The organism is Azospirillum canadense (assembly GCF_025961225.1).
In the GTDB taxonomy this organism is placed as follows: domain Bacteria; phylum Pseudomonadota; class Alphaproteobacteria; order Azospirillales; family Azospirillaceae; genus Azospirillum; species Azospirillum canadense.
This window is the reverse complement of the sequence record NZ_JAOQNG010000010.1, coordinates 773,752-789,293: the sequence shown is the minus strand read 5'-3', so window position 1 is coordinate 789,293 and position 15,542 is coordinate 773,752. Positions and strand designations below refer to the sequence as shown.

9 protein-coding genes are annotated in these 15,542 nt (G+C 67.9%); 4 read left to right on the top strand and 5 right to left on the bottom strand.

All coding sequences use genetic code 11. The features are described 5' to 3' along the window. The first annotated feature begins 44 nt into the window (after positions 1-44). From M2351_RS39355 to M2351_RS39345, 3 genes are all read left to right on the top strand, one after another. Positions 45-3,395, top strand: coding sequence for a transglutaminase family protein (locus M2351_RS39355; RefSeq protein ID WP_264661408.1), 3,351 nt, complete (start codon positions 45-47; stop codon positions 3,393-3,395). A 184-nt stretch (positions 3,396-3,579) separates the two neighbouring features. Further along, positions 3,580-6,177 carry a circularly permuted type 2 ATP-grasp protein gene (locus M2351_RS39350; RefSeq protein WP_264661407.1) on the top strand — a complete coding sequence of 866 codons (2,598 nt, stop codon included), beginning with the start codon at positions 3,580-3,582 and terminating at the stop codon, positions 6,175-6,177. A gap of 43 nt (positions 6,178-6,220) precedes the next feature. Continuing rightward, positions 6,221-7,108, top strand: a complete 888-nt coding sequence (locus M2351_RS39345; protein WP_264661406.1) for a transglutaminase family protein — start codon at positions 6,221-6,223, stop codon at positions 7,106-7,108. Positions 7,109-7,119: 11 nt separating this feature from the next. Here the strand turns inward: M2351_RS39345 and M2351_RS39340 are convergent, their stop codons facing one another. The 3 genes from M2351_RS39340 to M2351_RS39330 all read right to left on the bottom strand — a co-directional run bounded on the left by M2351_RS39340 (position 7,120) and on the right by M2351_RS39330 (position 10,959). Then, positions 7,120-7,509, bottom strand: a complete 390-nt coding sequence (locus tag M2351_RS39340; protein WP_264661405.1) for a response regulator — start codon at positions 7,507-7,509, stop codon at positions 7,120-7,122. Further along, entirely contained in the window at positions 7,502-9,085 is a 1,584-nt protein-coding gene (locus tag M2351_RS39335) for a sensor histidine kinase (RefSeq protein WP_264661404.1), read from the bottom strand. The genes M2351_RS39340 and M2351_RS39335 overlap by 8 nt, the downstream gene beginning before the upstream one ends. A 266-nt stretch (positions 9,086-9,351) precedes the next feature. Continuing rightward, the gene (locus tag M2351_RS39330; RefSeq protein WP_264661403.1) at positions 9,352-10,959 is read right to left on the bottom strand and encodes a peptide chain release factor 3; all 1,608 of its coding nucleotides are present in this window, start codon (positions 10,957-10,959) and stop codon (positions 9,352-9,354) included. Positions 10,960-11,093: 134 nt separating this feature from the next. On the opposite strand from M2351_RS39330, the gene M2351_RS39325 reads away from it, so the two are divergent. Next, positions 11,094-11,498 (top strand): zinc ribbon domain-containing protein YjdM, encoded by a 405-nt coding sequence (locus M2351_RS39325; RefSeq protein ID WP_406567494.1) that lies wholly within the window; start codon positions 11,094-11,096, stop codon positions 11,496-11,498. A gap of 57 nt (positions 11,499-11,555) precedes the next feature. On the opposite strand, the gene M2351_RS39320 is transcribed toward M2351_RS39325, so the two are convergent. Beyond that, on the bottom strand, positions 11,556-12,569 hold the full coding sequence (locus M2351_RS39320; protein ID WP_264661401.1) for an aspartate-semialdehyde dehydrogenase: 1,014 nt from the start codon (positions 12,567-12,569) through the stop codon (positions 11,556-11,558). 272 nt (positions 12,570-12,841) lie between these two features. Then, on the bottom strand, positions 12,842-15,340 hold the full coding sequence (locus tag M2351_RS39315) for a glycogen/starch/alpha-glucan phosphorylase (protein WP_264661400.1): 2,499 nt from the start codon (positions 15,338-15,340) through the stop codon (positions 12,842-12,844). Positions 15,341-15,542: the final 202 nt, after the last annotated feature.

Genomic DNA, 15,542 nt, shown 5'->3' with positions numbered 1-15,542 from the left:
TTCCGACCGGCAGCCGCTGCCGCTGGACCACGGGTGGGGCATTCATGGCGATCCACGTCGCTCTCAATCACAAGACCGTCTACCGCTACGACCGTCTGGTCAACTTGGGACCGCAAATCGTCCGGCTCCGCCCCGCACCCCATTGCCGCACGCCGATCCTCAGCTATTCGCTGCGCGTGTCGCCGAAGCAGCACTTCCTGAACTGGCAGCAGGATCCGCAGTCCAACTACCAGGCGCGCTTCGTCTTCCCGGAAAAGACGCGGGAGTTCGTGATCGAAGTCGACCTCGTCGCCGAGATCGCCGCCATCAACCCCTTCGACTTCTTCCTGGAGGAGAAGGCGTCCAAGATCCCCTTCACCTACGAGCCCTGGCTGGAGCGCGAACTGCGCCCCTACCTGGAGACGGAGATGCCCGGGGAACGGCTGGCCGCCTATCTGGCCGGCATCCCGCGCGAGCCGACGGCGAGCATCAATTTCCTGGTTGACGTCAACCAGCGGCTCCAGCGCGACATCGGCTACGTCATCCGGCTGGAGCCGGGCATCCAGAGCTGCGAGGAGACGCTGGGCAAGCGCACCGGCTCCTGCCGCGATTCGGCCTGGCTGCTGGTTCAGATCTTCCGCCACCTCGGGCTGGCGGCACGGTTTGTGTCGGGCTATCTGATCCAGCTGACCGCCGACCAGAAGGCGCTGGACGGCCCCTCCGGCCCCGAATCCGACTTCACCGACCTGCACGCCTGGACCGAGGTGTTCCTGCCCGGCGCCGGCTGGGTCGGCCTCGACCCCACCTCCGGCCTGCTCGCCGGCGAGGGGCACATCCCGCTGGCCTGCACGCCGGACGCCTCCTCCGCAGCGCCCATCTCCGGCCTCATCGACGAGTGCGAGGTGGAGTTCGGCCATGAGATGTCGGTCACCCGCATCTACGAGGCGCCGCGCGTCACCAAGCCTTACTCGGCCAAGCAGTGGTCGGAGATCGAGGCGCTCGGCCACCGCATCGACGAGGAATTGCAGGCCGGCGACGTTCGGCTGACCATGGGTGGCGAGCCGACCTTCGTGTCCATCGACGACATGGACGGGGCGGAGTGGAACACCACGGCGCTCGGCCCCCAGAAGCGCAAGCTGGCCGCCGACCTCGTCCATCGGCTGATGAAGCGCTTCGCGCCGGGCGGCCTGCTGCATTTCGGCCAGGGCAAATGGTACCCCGGCGAATCGCTGCCGCGCTGGGCCATGACCGTCTATTGGCGGCGCGACGGCGAGGCGCTGTGGGCCAACGCCGACCTGCTGGCGCGCGAGGACACCGATTACGGCCACACCGCTGAAGACGCGGGCACCTTCCTGGTGACGCTGGCGAAGAAGCTGGGCCTCGATCCGGCGCTGGTGCTGGCTGCTTACGAGGACCCGTGGCATTACCTGCGCCGCGAATCGCAACTGCCGGTCAACGTCGATCCGCTGGACAGCAAGCTTGAGGACAAGGAAGAGCGGGAGCGGCTGTCCCGCGTCTTCACGCGCGGATTGAACGAGCCTGTGGGCTTCGCGCTACCGATCAACCGCAAGATGACGCAGCAAGGGCCGGTGTGGCTGTCCAGCGCTTGGCCGCTGCGGCAGGAGCGGCTGCTGCTGATGCCCGGCGACAGCCCGGTGGGCTACCGGCTGCCGCTCGGGTCCCTGCCCTGGGTGGCGCCGCAGGACTATCCCTATTCCTGGGAGACCGACCCGTTCGAGGAGCGCGCGCCGCTGCCGCCGAACCGGGTGCCGTTGCGCCAGCACGCCCGGCGGGACGAAGCGGACGGCGGCGCCGGCGCCATGGAAAAGCGCCGCTCCCACATCCAGCGCGCCATGGCCGAAGTCCGCACGGAGATGCCGGAGGAGGGCAAGTCCGCCTGGTGGATCGTCCGCACCGCGCTGACCTGCGAGGCACGCAACGGCCGCCTGCACCTGTTCATGCCGCCGATGAACACGCTGGAGGATTATCTGGCGATGCTGGCGGAGATCGAGGCGACCGCCGTCGCGCTGGAGATGCCGGTGGTCATCGAAGGCTACCAGCCGCCGAAGGATCCGCGCCTGAACTCCCTGGCCGTCACCCCGGACCCGGGCGTGATCGAGGTGAACATCCACCCGTCCCACGGCTGGGACGAGCTGGTGCGCAACACCCAGGATCTGTACGAGGACGCGCGCCAGTCCCGCCTGGGGGCGGAGAAGTTCATGATCGACGGACGCCATTGCGGCACCGGCGGCGGCAACCACGTGGTGATGGGCGGCGCCACCGCGGCCGACAGCCCCTTCCTGCGCCGGCCGGACCTGCTGCGCAGCCTGATCACCTTCTGGCAGAACCACCCGTCCCTGTCCTACGCCTTCTCCGGCCTGTTCATCGGCCCGACCAGCCAGGCGCCGCGCGTCGACGAGGCGCGCGACGACACGCTGTACGAGTTGGAAATCGCCTTCAATCAGATCGACAAGGCCGCGGCGGAAGGCAACTGCCCGCCCTGGATTGTCGACCGCGTGCTGCGCAACCTGCTGACCGACGTCCAGGGCAACACGCACCGGGCGGAGTTCTGCATCGACAAGCTCTACTCCCCGGACAGCTCGACCGGGCGCCTGGGATTGGTGGAGTTCCGCGCCTTCGAGATGCCGCCGCACGCGGAGATGAGCCTCACGCAGCAGCTTCTGCTCCGCGGGCTGGTCGCCCGATTCTGGAAGTCTCCCTACAAGGGCAAGCTGGTGCGCTGGGGCACGGAACTGCACGACCGCTTCATGCTGCCCTTCTTCGTGCAGCAGGACATTGCGGATGTGGTCGCCGACCTGCGCGACCACGGCTATCCCATCGAGGAGCGCTGGTTCGACCCGCACATGAACTTCCGCTTTCCGGTCTATGGGCACGTCAACCAGCGCGGCATCTCGCTGGAACTGCGCATGGCGCTGGAGCCCTGGCACGTCCTGGGCGAGGAGCCGGGCGGCGGCGGCACGGTCCGTTACGTGGACAGCTCGGTGGAGCGGGTGCAGGTGCGCGTCACCGGCCTGATCGACGCGCGCTATGCCGTCACCTGCAACGGCCGGCGCGTGCCGCTGATCCCCACGGGCATGGAAGGGGAGTTCGTCGCCGGCGTCCGGTACCGGGCGTGGCAGCCTCCCTCCTGCCTGCACCCGACCATCCCCGTGCACACGCCGCTGGTCTTCGACATCATCGACCTGTGGTCCGGGCGGTCGATCGGCGGCTGCACCTACCACGTCATGCATCCGGGGGGCCGCAACTACGACACCTTCCCGGTCAACGCAAACGAGGCCGAGGGTCGGCGCCTCGCCCGCTTCTTCCCCTTCGGCCACACGCCCGGCCCGATGCCGATCCCGGCGGAGGAGCGGAACCCGCAGTTCCCGATGACGCTCGACCTGCGGCGGGGCTGAGGGAGCGGCTGGGGACTGGCCGGGGCTTGGCCGGGGCTTGGCCAAGGCTTGGCCAGGGCTTGGTGGTTCTTCCGGGCGGATCCCGCATCCGGCCGGAAGCTTCCCCGAACCGCCCCTTGCATCGGCGGGAACGCGCGTTCACACTCCGAGCGCCAAGCACCAAATGTGAGCACGCGACCCCACCTTGCCCAGCCGCGATCCCACCCTCCCCGACCCCAGCGCGCCCACCCCCGTGGGGCTGCGTCCGGTGCCGTTCCTTCAGGGATCGCTGTTCGGCGAGGCTGATGCCCTGGGCTATGGCACGGGCCAAGTCTATGACGAGATGGTCACCGGCCAGGGCCGGCTTCGCCCGCACTGGCAAAGCTTCATGGGCACGCTGGGTCCCCTCGATCCGGAGCTGATGGCCGAGCGGTGGGAGGAGGCGCGGCGCCTGCTGCATCAGAACGGCGTCACCTACAACATCTACGGCGACCCCAAGGGGATGGAGCGGCCCTGGCCGCTCGACATGGTACCGCTGCTGATTCCGGCGCACGAGTGGAAGGCCGTCGAGTCGGGTCTGGTCCAGCGCGCCACGTTGATCAACGCCGTGCTCGCAGACCTCTACGGGCCGCAGACGCTGACGCGCAGCGGGCGGCTGTCCCCCGCCGTGATCCACGCCGACCCCGGCTTCCGCCGCGCGGTGCACGGGATCCGCGTTCCCAACGACATCCATCTGCATTTCTACGCGGCCGACCTCGCCCGCGCGCCCGACGGGCGCTGGTGGGTGCTGTCCGACCGCACCCAGGCGCCGAGCGGCAGCGGCTATGCGCTGGAGAATCGGGCGGTGCTGGCGAAGGTGCTGCCCGACAGTTTCCGACACTGCCAGGTGGAGCGGCTGTCCCCCTTCTTCGAGGCCTTCAAGGACACGCTCCTGTCGCTGAGCCCGCGGCGCGAGAATCCGCGCGTGGTGCTGCTGACCCCCGGGCCCTACAACGAAACCTATTTCGAGCACGTCTACCTCGCCCGCTATCTCGGCATCACGCTGGTGGAGGGGGCGGACCTGACCGTGCGCGATCGGCAGGTGTTCCTGAAGACGCTGTCGGGGCTGGAGCGGGTCGATGTGATCCTGCGCCGCCTGGACGCCGACTTCGCCGACCCGCTGGAACTGCGCGCCGACAGTTCGCTGGGCGTCGCCGGCCTGATCGAGGCGGTGCGCGCCGGCAACGTCGCGTTGGCGAACTCGCTGGGGTCCGGCTTCATGGAATCGATGGCGGTGAAGTCGTCGCTGCCCATGCTCTGCCGCCACCTGCTGGGCGAGGAGCTGAAGATGCCCGGGGTCGCCGTCTGGTGGTGCGGCGACGACGCGGAGCGCGCATACGTCATCGATCACCTGGACGGTCTGGTCGTCAAGCCGGCCTTCCCGTCGCTCGCCTTCGAGCCGATCTTCGGCGCCGACCTGTCCGCGGCGGAACGGATGGCCCTTGTCGAGCGGATCAACGCCCGCCCCTGGTGCTACGTCGCGCAGGAACGGCTGGCCTTGTCCACCGCGCCGGTGTGGCAGGGCGGTCGCCTGCAAGCGCGCCCGCTCGTGCTGCGGGTCTTCCTCTGCGCCCGGCGCGACGGCAGCTACGCGGTCATGCCCGGCGGGCTGACGCGCGTGTCGACCGAATCCGGCAAGCTCGTCGTCTCCATGCAGCGGGGCGGCGGCAGCAAGGACACCTGGATCCTCGCCGGCCGGCGCAGCGACAGCGCACCGGCCCAGCCCCGCCCGCAGGCCGGACAGGACGCGACGGAGCCGGTGCTGCGTCCTGCCGCCAACGACCTGCCCAGCCGCGTCGCCGACAGCCTCTACTGGCTCGGACGCTACGCGGAGCGGTCGGAAGGGGTCGTCCGGCTGCTGCGCGCCACCCACACGCGCCTGACCGACGGCACCATGCCCGGCGCCACGGCGCAGCTGCGCCCCCTGCTCTGCCTGATGGCCTGGGAGGGCGTGATCCCCTGGGACCTGACGCGCGTGTCGGAACTGGGCAGCGGTCGCGCGCTGCGCAACGCGCTGCACACGTCGGTCGTCGATCCGGACCACCCCAACAGCCTGCGCGCCCAGGTGCTGCGCCTGCACCGCACCGCCTATTCGGTGCGCGACCGCCTGTCGCTGGACATGTGGCGGGTGATCTCGATGCTGGAACGGCAGAGCCAGACGCCGCGCCAGAAGCTCGACGCCGCAGCGATGCTGCTGCGGCTGGACGACCTCGTCACCATCCTCGCGGCCATCGCGGGCATGGAGCAGGAGAGCATGACGCGCGGCCCCGGCTGGCGCTTCCTCGACATCGGTCGCCGGATCGAACGCTCCCTGCACACCATCTCCATCATGCGCGGCCTGAACGTCCATGGGCTCGACCGGCAGGAGGAAGGCACGCAGGCCGCAACGCTGGCCGTCCTGCTCGAACTGGGCGAAAGCGTGATGACCTACCGCAGCCGCTACCTGACGACGGTCCGGCGCACGCCCGTGCTCGAACTGCTGCTGAGCGACGAATCGAACCCGCGCGCGCTGGCCTTTCAGCTCGCCGCGCTGGAGCAGCACGTGACGGCGCTGCCCGGAACGGCCAGACCCGGCCCAGGCGTCCCGACGGCTGGCGCGTTGTCCATAGCCCAGGCGGCGCGCGCGTCCCTGCGCAACCCGGAGAGCCTGCGGTCGAACGAGGCGTTGAACACGTTGCTCGACACGCTGGCGACGTCGCTGCCGGACATCTCGAACCTTCTCACGCACGCCTATTTCAGCCATGCCTTCGCCCGATCGGCCTGACGCCCCCTTTCTCCCGGATTCTGGCCCCGCGGAACGCGGCGGCGTGCGCTACCGCCTGCGCCACGTCACCCATTACGACTATGGGGAAGACGTGTCGGTCTCGCATCACCTGCTGCATCTGACCGCCCGCCCCCACCCGCGGCAGCGCGTGCGGCGCTGCTGCCTGACAGTCGAACCGGCACCCGCCGTGCGATCCGACCACACCGATTATTTCGGCAACACCGTCACATACGTGGCGGTGCAGGAGCCTCACCGGACCTTCACGATCACGGCCGACAGCGAGGTGGAGGTGTTCACCCCGCCGGTCCTCGACGCGGCGGCGACCCCGCCCTGGGAGCGGGTGCACGAGTCGCTGCGCTGCCTGTCCGGGCCTGACGACGGGGCGGAGATCGTCCAGTACAGCTTCGACAGCGCGCTGGTGGCCGTCTCCCCCGCGCTGCTGGACTACGCCTCCGCCTCCTTCACGCCGGGCCGGCCGGTGGCCGAGGCCGCGCTGGACCTGATGCGGCGGATCCACAGCGATTTCACATTCGACCCGACGGCGACGACCGTGGCGACTCCGCTGGCGGAGGTGATGCGCCATCGGCGCGGCGTCTGCCAGGACTTCGCCCACATCGTCGTCGGCTGCCTGCGCGCGGTGGGCCTGCCGGGCCGCTACGTCTCCGGCTATCTGCGCACCCTGCCGCCACCGGGCCGGCCGCGCCTCGTCGGCGCGGACGTCAGCCACGCCTGGGCGTCGGTGTGGTGCGGCCCGACCGGCTGGCTGGACCTGTGCCCGACCAACGCCCGCGTGGCCGACCAGGACTTCATCACCATCGCCTGGGGCCGCGACTACGACGACGTCAGCCCGGCGCGCGGCGTCCTGTTGGGCGGTGCCGGCCATTCCCTCAGCGTCAGCGTGGACGTGGAGCCGATCGACCCGGCCGTCTGACCGTCTCTCTGTCAGGCGGCCGGCCGGGTCGCCATGAGGCGCTGCACCGTGTCGAGAATGACTTGCGGGCTGACCGGCTTGCGCAGGATTTCCAGCGGCTTCCAGGCGGGCGACGTCAGGTCGTCCTGCCCAGGCTCAATGGACAGAAATCCGGTGACGACCAGAAGCGGCAAGGCGGCGTCCAGCCCGCGCAGTTCCCGGACCAACGCGCGGCCGTCCATGCGCGGCATGCGCAGATCCGTGATCACGAGGTCCGCGGGATCGTTGCGATAGCGTTCCAGCGCGGCCAGCCCGTCCGGTGCCAAGGTAACCCGGTACCCCTTGCGTTGCAGGAAGTCTTCCATTGCCATCGCCGCCAGGACTTCGTCCTCCGCCACAAGGATGTGCGCGGGTTCAGGCATGGGTACGCTCCATCTCGCTGGCCGAGGAATGGGACACGGGCAAAGTTATCGTGAAACGAACACCGTGGCGCCCGTCGCCGTGGTCCACATTGGCCGCCTCGATGCGACCGTTCATCGCGTCGATGATCCCATAGCCGATGGACAGGCCAAGGCCGGAGCCCTTGCCGACCTCCTTCGTCGTGAAAAAGGGATCGAAGATGCGCGGCAGCACGTCCGGGTCGATCCCGCCGCCGTCATCGGTCACCGAAATCAACGCCGTGCCCGGGCTGCCGCCCCGGCGCACGCGGACCTCGATCCGCCCGCCGGCGGGCGGGCCCTCGCCGTCCGCGGCGCGCCGCTCGACGATGGCATCGTGGGCATTGGAGAGAAGGTTGACCAGCACCTGCTCCAGCTGCAGCGGGCGACCGCGCACGACCGTCTCACCGGTTTCGATCTCCGCGTCGACCGCGATGTTTTCCAGCGCAAACTGGTTGGCGACGAGGTCCACCGCCGCGCGCACGCTGGCGGCGGGGTCGAACATCTGCATGCCTCCGCCGTCGCGCCGGCTGAAGGTGCGCATGTGGTCGATGATCTTGCCCATTCGCTCGGTCTGGTCGGCGACGATGGTCAGCACCTTGTCCAAGCGCGCCGTGTCGGTGTCGCCGTCGCGCAGCCGGGACAGCGCGTTTTCCGACCAGATGCGGATGATGTTCAACGGCTGGCTCATCTCGTGGGCCATACCCGCGGCCAGCGTGCCGAGCGTGGCGAGCTTGGAGGTCTGCACCAGCTCTTCCTGGAACTTCTTGCGCTCGGTGATGTCGCGGGCGCTGCCGAGGAGTTGGACGATGGCTCCGCCCCCGTCGCGGACCGGGACCAGGACCGTGTGCCAGACGCGGCGCCCGACCGGCAGGTCGAGGGTTTCTTCGTAATCGATCGGGCCACCGGCCGCAACGCAGGCAGCGTAGCGCCCGATCACGGCCTGCGCCGTTTCGGAAGGCAGGACTTCGGACACGAGGCGGCCGCGGATGGTGTCCGGATCGATCCCGGTCGCACGGGCGTGCGCCGGGTTGAGCGTGTCGAACGCGAACCGGCCATCGGGGAGAACCGTGACGACGAACAGCCCTTCGGCGAGGTTGTTGAAGAAGCTGGCGTAGCGCTGCTCCGCCTGGCGCCGGACCTCGATCTCCCGCTGAAGCGCGTCGTTGGCTTCGGCCATCTGCGCCGGGCTCGGCAGGGCGAGCAGGCGCGGCATCAGCAGCCACAGCGCGATGGCGGTCAGCACGGAGGCGACCGCGGTCACCCCCTTGACCACGCCCTCCAGCCCGTATTCGGGAGTCCACAGCGTCCAGACGCTGAAGAAATGCGTGGTCCCGCAGGCGAGGATGAAGGCCGCGAACAGCCAGAAAATCCAGCTGAAGGCAACATCGCGCCGCTTCAGCACCACATAGACCAGGGCAATGGGGATCGAATAGTAGGACAGGCCGATCAGCACGTCGGAGCCGATGTGCAGGGCCAGGATCTCCGGCTTCCAGAGAAGGCACACCCCGTGGGGAATGAACCCGCTGCTATCGAAGAAGGCCTCCAAGCCGCCGAACATGTCTCCCCCCTCGTCGTCTGTCTGCACGGGCCAACCCGCGGGCGACGCCGTCCGCGAGCCGTTGCGCCCCCGGCGCGAGGAGGTCCGGACCCGGTTGGCCAATGGCGCGCATCGGCTGCAACCGTATGCCGACAAAAGTCAAGCACCCCTTGAGGAAAGTCAACCTGACTTTCGGAAAGGTTGGGCTCGGAAGCCATTTGGGGGTGGCATGAAAAAAAGGCGCGGCACCCGCTGGGAGTACCGCGCCCGAACCAATCCTGAAACGATTATGCGGCGGTGTGAACCTTGCGGTTCTGCTCGCGCGTCTTCAGGAAACGGAGGTTGGGGAAGTCCTCCTGTGTCCGGTTCAAGTGCCACGCGTTGCGGGCCAGGAACACCAGTGCACCGTCATGGTCCTCGGCTGCCGCGGAGCGGTTCAGGTCGAGGAACTTCTTCAGCTGGTCTTCGTCCTCGGTCTCGATCCAGCGCGCGGCGTCCACTCCGGCCCCCTCGAAGCGGGCGCTGATGCCGTATTCCGCCTCGATTCGGGCGGCCAGCACCTCGAACTGCAGCTGGCCGACGACGCCGACCACCCAGTCGGCCCCGGTCAGCGGCTTGAACACCTGGGAGGCGCCCTCCTCCGCGAAATGCTCCAGCGCCTTGCGCAGGTGCTTCACGCGCATCGGGTCATCCAGCCGGACGCGCTGCAACAGCTCCGGCGCGAAGCTCGGCACGCCGGTGAAGCGCAGGTCCTCGCCCTCGGTCAGCGTGTCGCCGATGCGCAACGACCCGTGATTCGGGATGCCCATGATGTCGCCGGGCCAAGCCTCCTCGGCCAGTTCGCGGTCGCGGGCCAGGAACAGCACGGCGTTGTTCACTGCCATCAGCTTGCCGGAGCGGACATGCTTCAGCTTCGCCCCGCGCTTGAACTTGCCGGAGCAGATGCGCACGAAGGCGATGCGGTCGCGGTGGTTCGGGTCCATATTGGCCTGGACCTTGAACACGAAGCCGCTGAACTTGCCTTCGTCCGGCTCGACGGCGCGCTGCTCCGCCGGCTGCGGCCGCGGCGGCGGGGCGCTCTCGGCAAGGCCCTGGAGCAGTTCGCGGACGCCGAAGTTGTTGATCGCCGACCCGAAATAGATCGGCGTCAGATGGCCGGCGCGGTAGGACTCCAGGTCGAAGGGCGGCATCAGGCCACGCGCCATCTCCACCTCCTCGCGCAGCTTCGCGACGGCGTGGGCCGGCAGCAGCTCGTCGATCTTCGGGTCGTCCAGGCCGTTGCACTCGATGCCCGAATCGATCTCGTCGCCCTTGGTGCGGTCCATCAGGATCAGGCGGTCGCGGATCAGGTCGTAGCAGCCGAGGAAGTCGCGGCCCATGCCGATCGGCCAGCTGGCCGGCGTGACCTCCAGCGCGAGCGAGCTTTCGATCTCCGAGATGAGGTCGAAGGGGTCGCGCGCCTCGCGGTCCATCTTGTTGCAGAAGGTCATGATCGGCACGTCGCGCAGGCGGCAGACCTCGAACAGCTTCAGGGTCTGGCTCTCGATGCCCTTCGCGCCGTCGATGACCATCACTGCGCTGTCCACCGCGGTCAGCGTGCGGTAGGTGTCCTCGGAGAAGTCCTCGTGGCCCGGCGTGTCCAGCAGGTTGAAGGTGCGCCCTTCGTAGTCGAAGGTCATCACCGACGCGGTCACGGAGATGCCGCGCTCGCGCTCCACCTTCATCCAGTCGGACTTGGCGCGGCGCTGCTCGCCGCGCGCCTTCACGGCGCCCGCCATCTGGATGGCGCCGCCGAACAGCAGCAGCTTTTCGGTGAGGGTGGTCTTACCGGCGTCCGGGTGCGCGATGATCGCGAAGGTTCGACGCCGGGAAACAGCGTCCAGAAGCTCGGACATGCGCGGATCCCGTGACAAGCGAAAAGGAACGACAACGAGGGCCGGGGGCATCGGTGCCCCTCGGCCCTCGTGATTCGGCGCTATAGATAGCAGCGTCGCGGCCCGGCTTCCAGTCCTCGTGAGATGGTGACGCGATGGCGGAAGGGGTGGCGCCTGTGCTAAGCCACGACGCCCCAACCGCAAGACACGCAAAGGACGCTCACGTGAACTGCCCGAAATGCAACTGCGAATACGCGTATCAGGATGGGGAGCTGTGGATCTGCCCGGAATGCGCCCATGAATGGAACCCGCAGACGGCCGTCGCGGAGGACACCGGCGCCGACGCGGTGCGCGACGCAAACGGCAACCCGCTGGCCGACGGCGACAGCGTGACCGTGATCAAGGACCTGAAGGTCAAGGGATCGTCGCTGGTCGTCAAGGGCGGGACGAAGGTGAAGAACATCCGCCTGACGGACGGGGCCGACGGCCACAACATCGCCTGCAAGATCGACGGGATCGGCGCGATGAACCTGAAGTCGGAATTCGTGAAGAAGGCCTGATGGACGCGCCCATCCCCGTCCGCCGGTGGGGCGGACGGGGATGGGCAAGCGGCTTCCTTACAGAGTCAGCTCGGCGATCTGGACCGCGTTGAGCGCGGCGCCCTTCAGCAGCTGGTCGCCGCAGACGAACAGGTCCAGGCCGTGGTCGCCGAAGATCAGGCTGGTGCGGATGCGGCCGACCTCGACGTCGAACTGGCCGGTGGCGTTCAGCGGCATCGGGTAGACGCCGTCGGCCGGCACGTCCTTCACCTCCACGCCCGGCGCGTCGGCCAGGGCGGCGCGGGCAGCGTCCGGGGTCACCGGCGACAGCGTCTCGACCGTGATCGCCTCGGAATGGGCGCGGTAGGTCGGGATGCGCACCGCGGTGCAGCTGACGGGCAGGTCCGGGATCTCCAGGATCTTCCGCGTCTCCCAGGTGACCTTCATCTCCTCCTTCGTGTAGCCGTTCTCCTGGAAGGCGTCGATCTGGGGGATCAGGTTGAAGGGGATCGGGTGGCGGAAGACGCTGTTGGTGACCGGCTTGCCTTCCAGCTGGTTGCGGGTCTGCTCCTCAAGCTCGGCCATGCCCTCCGCACCGGCGCCGCTGGTCGCCTGATAGGTGGAAACGATAACGCGCTTCAGACCGAAGGCCTTGTGCAGGGGGCCGAGCGCCACGACGGCGATGGCCGTGGTGCAGTTGGGGTTGGCGATCAGCTTCGCGTCACCCATGGCGTGCGCGTTGATCTCCGGCACGATCAGCGGGACGTTGTCGTCGTAGCGGAAGGCCGACGAGTTGTCGATGACCAGCGCGCCCTTCTCAGTCAGGGCCGGGGCGTGCGCCTTGGCGAAATCGCCGGACACGGCGAGCAGGACGATGTCGTAGCCCTTCACCTTCTCGGCGTCGAACGCCTCCAGGGTCTTCGTGCCGAACGGGGTCTCGACCGTGCGGCCGGCGCTGCGCTCCGACGCGAACAGGCCGAGTTCCGCGACCGGGAACGAACGGCGGTGGAGGACATCGACCATCTCGCGGCCAACGGCGCCGGTGGCGCCAACGATGGCAACGCGACGGGGAGAAGCGGAGGGGGTGCTCATGGGTGTGGTCCGTCCTTGTGTCATGCCCGGATCGAGCTGGACGGCCCCCAGATACACCGAGGCCCCGTCCGTGTCCGGCGAGGCCTTCGTGGTGGGTGAAGCGTCTCTACTCGATCAACGCACGCCACCAGCCGACGGCCCGCCGGAGCGGGTCGTTTTGGTAGTGGTGGTGGTGATGGCGAGCGAGCGATTCATAACCCGGTAGATAAACGAAAGGCGCGGGGCTTGTAAAGCGCCCGCGCCTTTCCATCACAATTTTATTCGACGACGGCTCAGTCGTCCGCTTCCTCGACGTGCTCCGGCACCACCGGGTGGACGTCCCAGATCTCCGTCGCGTATTCCATGATCGTGCGGTCCGACGAGAACCAGCCCATGTTCGCGGTGTTCAGGATGGCCTTGCGGGTCCATTCCTCCTGGTCGCGATACAGCTCCATCGCCTGCTCCTGCGCCTCGCAATAGGCTGCGAAGTCGGCCGTCACCAGGAAGTGGTCACCGCCGTCGGTCAGCGCCTGCAGGATCGGGTGGTAGCGGTTCGGGTCGTCCGGCGAGAACACGCCGGTGGAGATCATGTCGAGCGCCCGCTTCAGGCTGGGGTTCGACGCGATCACCTCGCGCGGGTTGAAGCCGCCGCTGGCGCGCAGGTCGTTCACCTCCTCCGCGGTCAGGCCGAAGATGAAGATGTTGTCCTCGCCCACATGCTCGCGGATCTCGACGTTGGCGCCGTCCAGCGTGCCGATGGTGAGCGCGCCGTTCAGCGCCAGCTTCATATTGCCGGTGCCCGACGCCTCCATGCCCGCCGTGGAGATCTGCTCCGACAGGTCGGCCGCCGGCATGATGATCTCCGCCGCCGTGACATTGTAGTTCGGCAGCAGCACGATCTTCAGGTTGTCGTGCACCGACGGGTCGTGGTTGACCACCTTGGCCACGTCGTTGATCAGCTTGATGATCAGCTTGGCCATGTGGTAGCTCGGCGCCGCCTTGCCGGCGAAGATCTTGGTGACCGGCACCCAGGCGATCGTCGGGTTGTCGCGCATCTCATTGTACAGCGCGATCGCCTGGAGAATGTTCAGGAGCTGGCGCTTGTACTCGTGCATGCGCTTGACCTGCACGTCGAACAGGCTGTCGACCTGCACCTCGATGCCGGTCTGGCGCGCGATGAAGGCGGCCAACCGCTTCTTGTTCTTGCGCTTGGCACGGCGGAACTCCTCGCGGAAGACAACGTCGTCGGCCTTCTCGGCGAGCGCCTTGATCTGGTCCAGGTCCTTGATCCAGCCCTGGCCGATGCGGCTGGTGATCAGGGCTGCCAGCGGCGGGTTGGACTGGTGCAGCCAGCGGCGCGGGGTGATGCCGTTGGTCTTGTTGTTGATGCGATCCGGGAACTCCGCGTGGAAGTCGGCGAAGACCGTCTGCTTCATCAGGTCGGTGTGCAGCGCCGAGACGCCGTTGACCTTGTGCGAGCCGAGAAAGGCCAGGTTGCCCATGCGCACGCGGCGGTCGCCACGCTCGTCGATCAGCGACAGGCGCGACAGGCGCCCGTTGTCGCCGGCCGCCCGCGCCTTGGAACGGTTCAGGAACTTGGCGTTAATCTCGTAGATGATCTGCATGTGGCGCGGCAGCACGCGCTCCACCATGCGGACCGGCCACGCCTCCAGCGCTTCCGGAAGCAGCGTGTGGTTGGTGTAGGAGAAGGTCGCGCGGGTGATGTCCCAGGCCTTGTCCCAGACCACGCCGTGCTGGTCGACCAGCAGCCGCATCAGCTCGGCGATGCCGATGGCCGGGTGCGTGTCATTCAGCTGGATCGCCGCCTTGTCCGGCAGATTGTCGAAGGTGGTGTGGTGCTGCAGGTAGCGGCGCAGGATGTCCTGGAGCGAGGCGGAGGTGAAGAAATACTCCTGCTTCAGGCGCAGCTCCTTGCCGCCCTCCGTCGCGTCGTTCGGGTAGAGGACGCGGCTCAGGTTCTCCGACAGGACCTTCTGCTCGACCGCCTTCATGTAGGCGCCATCGTTGAAGTGGCCGAAGTTGAAATCGCGCGTGGCGCGCGCCGACCACAGGCGCAGCGTGTTGATCGTGTTGCCGCCGTAGCCGACCACCGGCGTGTCGTAGGCCATGGCCAGCACGCGCTCGGCGTCGACCCAGCGGTAGGCCTTCTCACCCACCGAATCCCGGAACTCCTCGACGCGGCCGTAGAACTGGACGGGGTACAGCACCTCCGGCCGCGGGAACTCCCACGGGTTGCCGAACTGCAGCCACTGCTCCGGATACTCGACCTGCCAGCCGTGTTCGAAGCGCTGCTCGAACAGGCCGAACTCATAGCGGATGCCGTAGCCGTAGCCGGGCAGCGCTTCCGACGCCATGCTGTCCAGGAAGCAAGCGGCGAGGCGCCCGAGGCCGCCGTTGCCCAGCGCCGCGTCCGGCTCCGCGTCCACAACGTCCTCCAGGCTGATCCCGATCTGGTCGAGCGCCTTCCGGCACTCCTCGGTGATGCCCAGGTTCGCGAGGCTGTTGCTCAGCAGTCGGCCGATCAGGAACTCCAGCGACAGATAGTAAACGCGCTTGGCGTCCTTCTGGTAATAGGTCCGCGTGGTGTCCATCCAGCGATCGACAAGACGGTCGCGCACGGCGAGGGCGACGGTGTGGAACCAGTCGCGCCGGGTCGCCGCCCGGGCGTCCTTGCCGACGGAATAAACCAGCCATTCCAGAAACGAGCGTTTCAGCCCGTCGACATCCAGACTGCGGCGTTCGATCTCTCGCGACTTATACCGAGCGTCCATGTCTTGACTTTCTTCTGTCCAGGGCCAACTGGAGCGGGCGGTTGACAGGCCGGCCTTCCATCGGCGGCAGTTTCCGGAATTATGGTTAAGCAACTCCTAAGCCATAAGGCCCATACGCCAAAAGGCCCATACGCCAAATGGTAGGGGCATCCTGAACGCTGACCATCCTCCCGGCAACCTGATCGCTTTCCAGACCGGTGGA

Excerpts from the sequence above, each read along its gene's own strand:
- M2351_RS39325 (WP_406567494.1), top strand. The coding sequence starts at position 11,094 with ATGGCGGAAGGGGTGGCGCCTGTGCTAAGCCACGACGCCCCAACCGCA.
- M2351_RS39330 (WP_264661403.1), bottom strand. The coding sequence starts at position 10,959 with ATGTCCGAGCTTCTGGACGCTGTTTCCCGGCGTCGAACCTTCGCGATC.
- M2351_RS39315 (WP_264661400.1), bottom strand. The coding sequence starts at position 15,340 with ATGGACGCTCGGTATAAGTCGCGAGAGATCGAACGCCGCAGTCTGGAT.
- M2351_RS39320 (WP_264661401.1), bottom strand. The coding sequence starts at position 12,569 with ATGAGCACCCCCTCCGCTTCTCCCCGTCGCGTTGCCATCGTTGGCGCC.
- M2351_RS39355 (WP_264661408.1), top strand. The coding sequence starts at position 45 with ATGGCGATCCACGTCGCTCTCAATCACAAGACCGTCTACCGCTACGAC.
- M2351_RS39340 (WP_264661405.1), bottom strand. The coding sequence starts at position 7,509 with ATGCCTGAACCCGCGCACATCCTTGTGGCGGAGGACGAAGTCCTGGCG.
- M2351_RS39335 (WP_264661404.1), bottom strand. The coding sequence starts at position 9,085 with ATGTTCGGCGGCTTGGAGGCCTTCTTCGATAGCAGCGGGTTCATTCCC.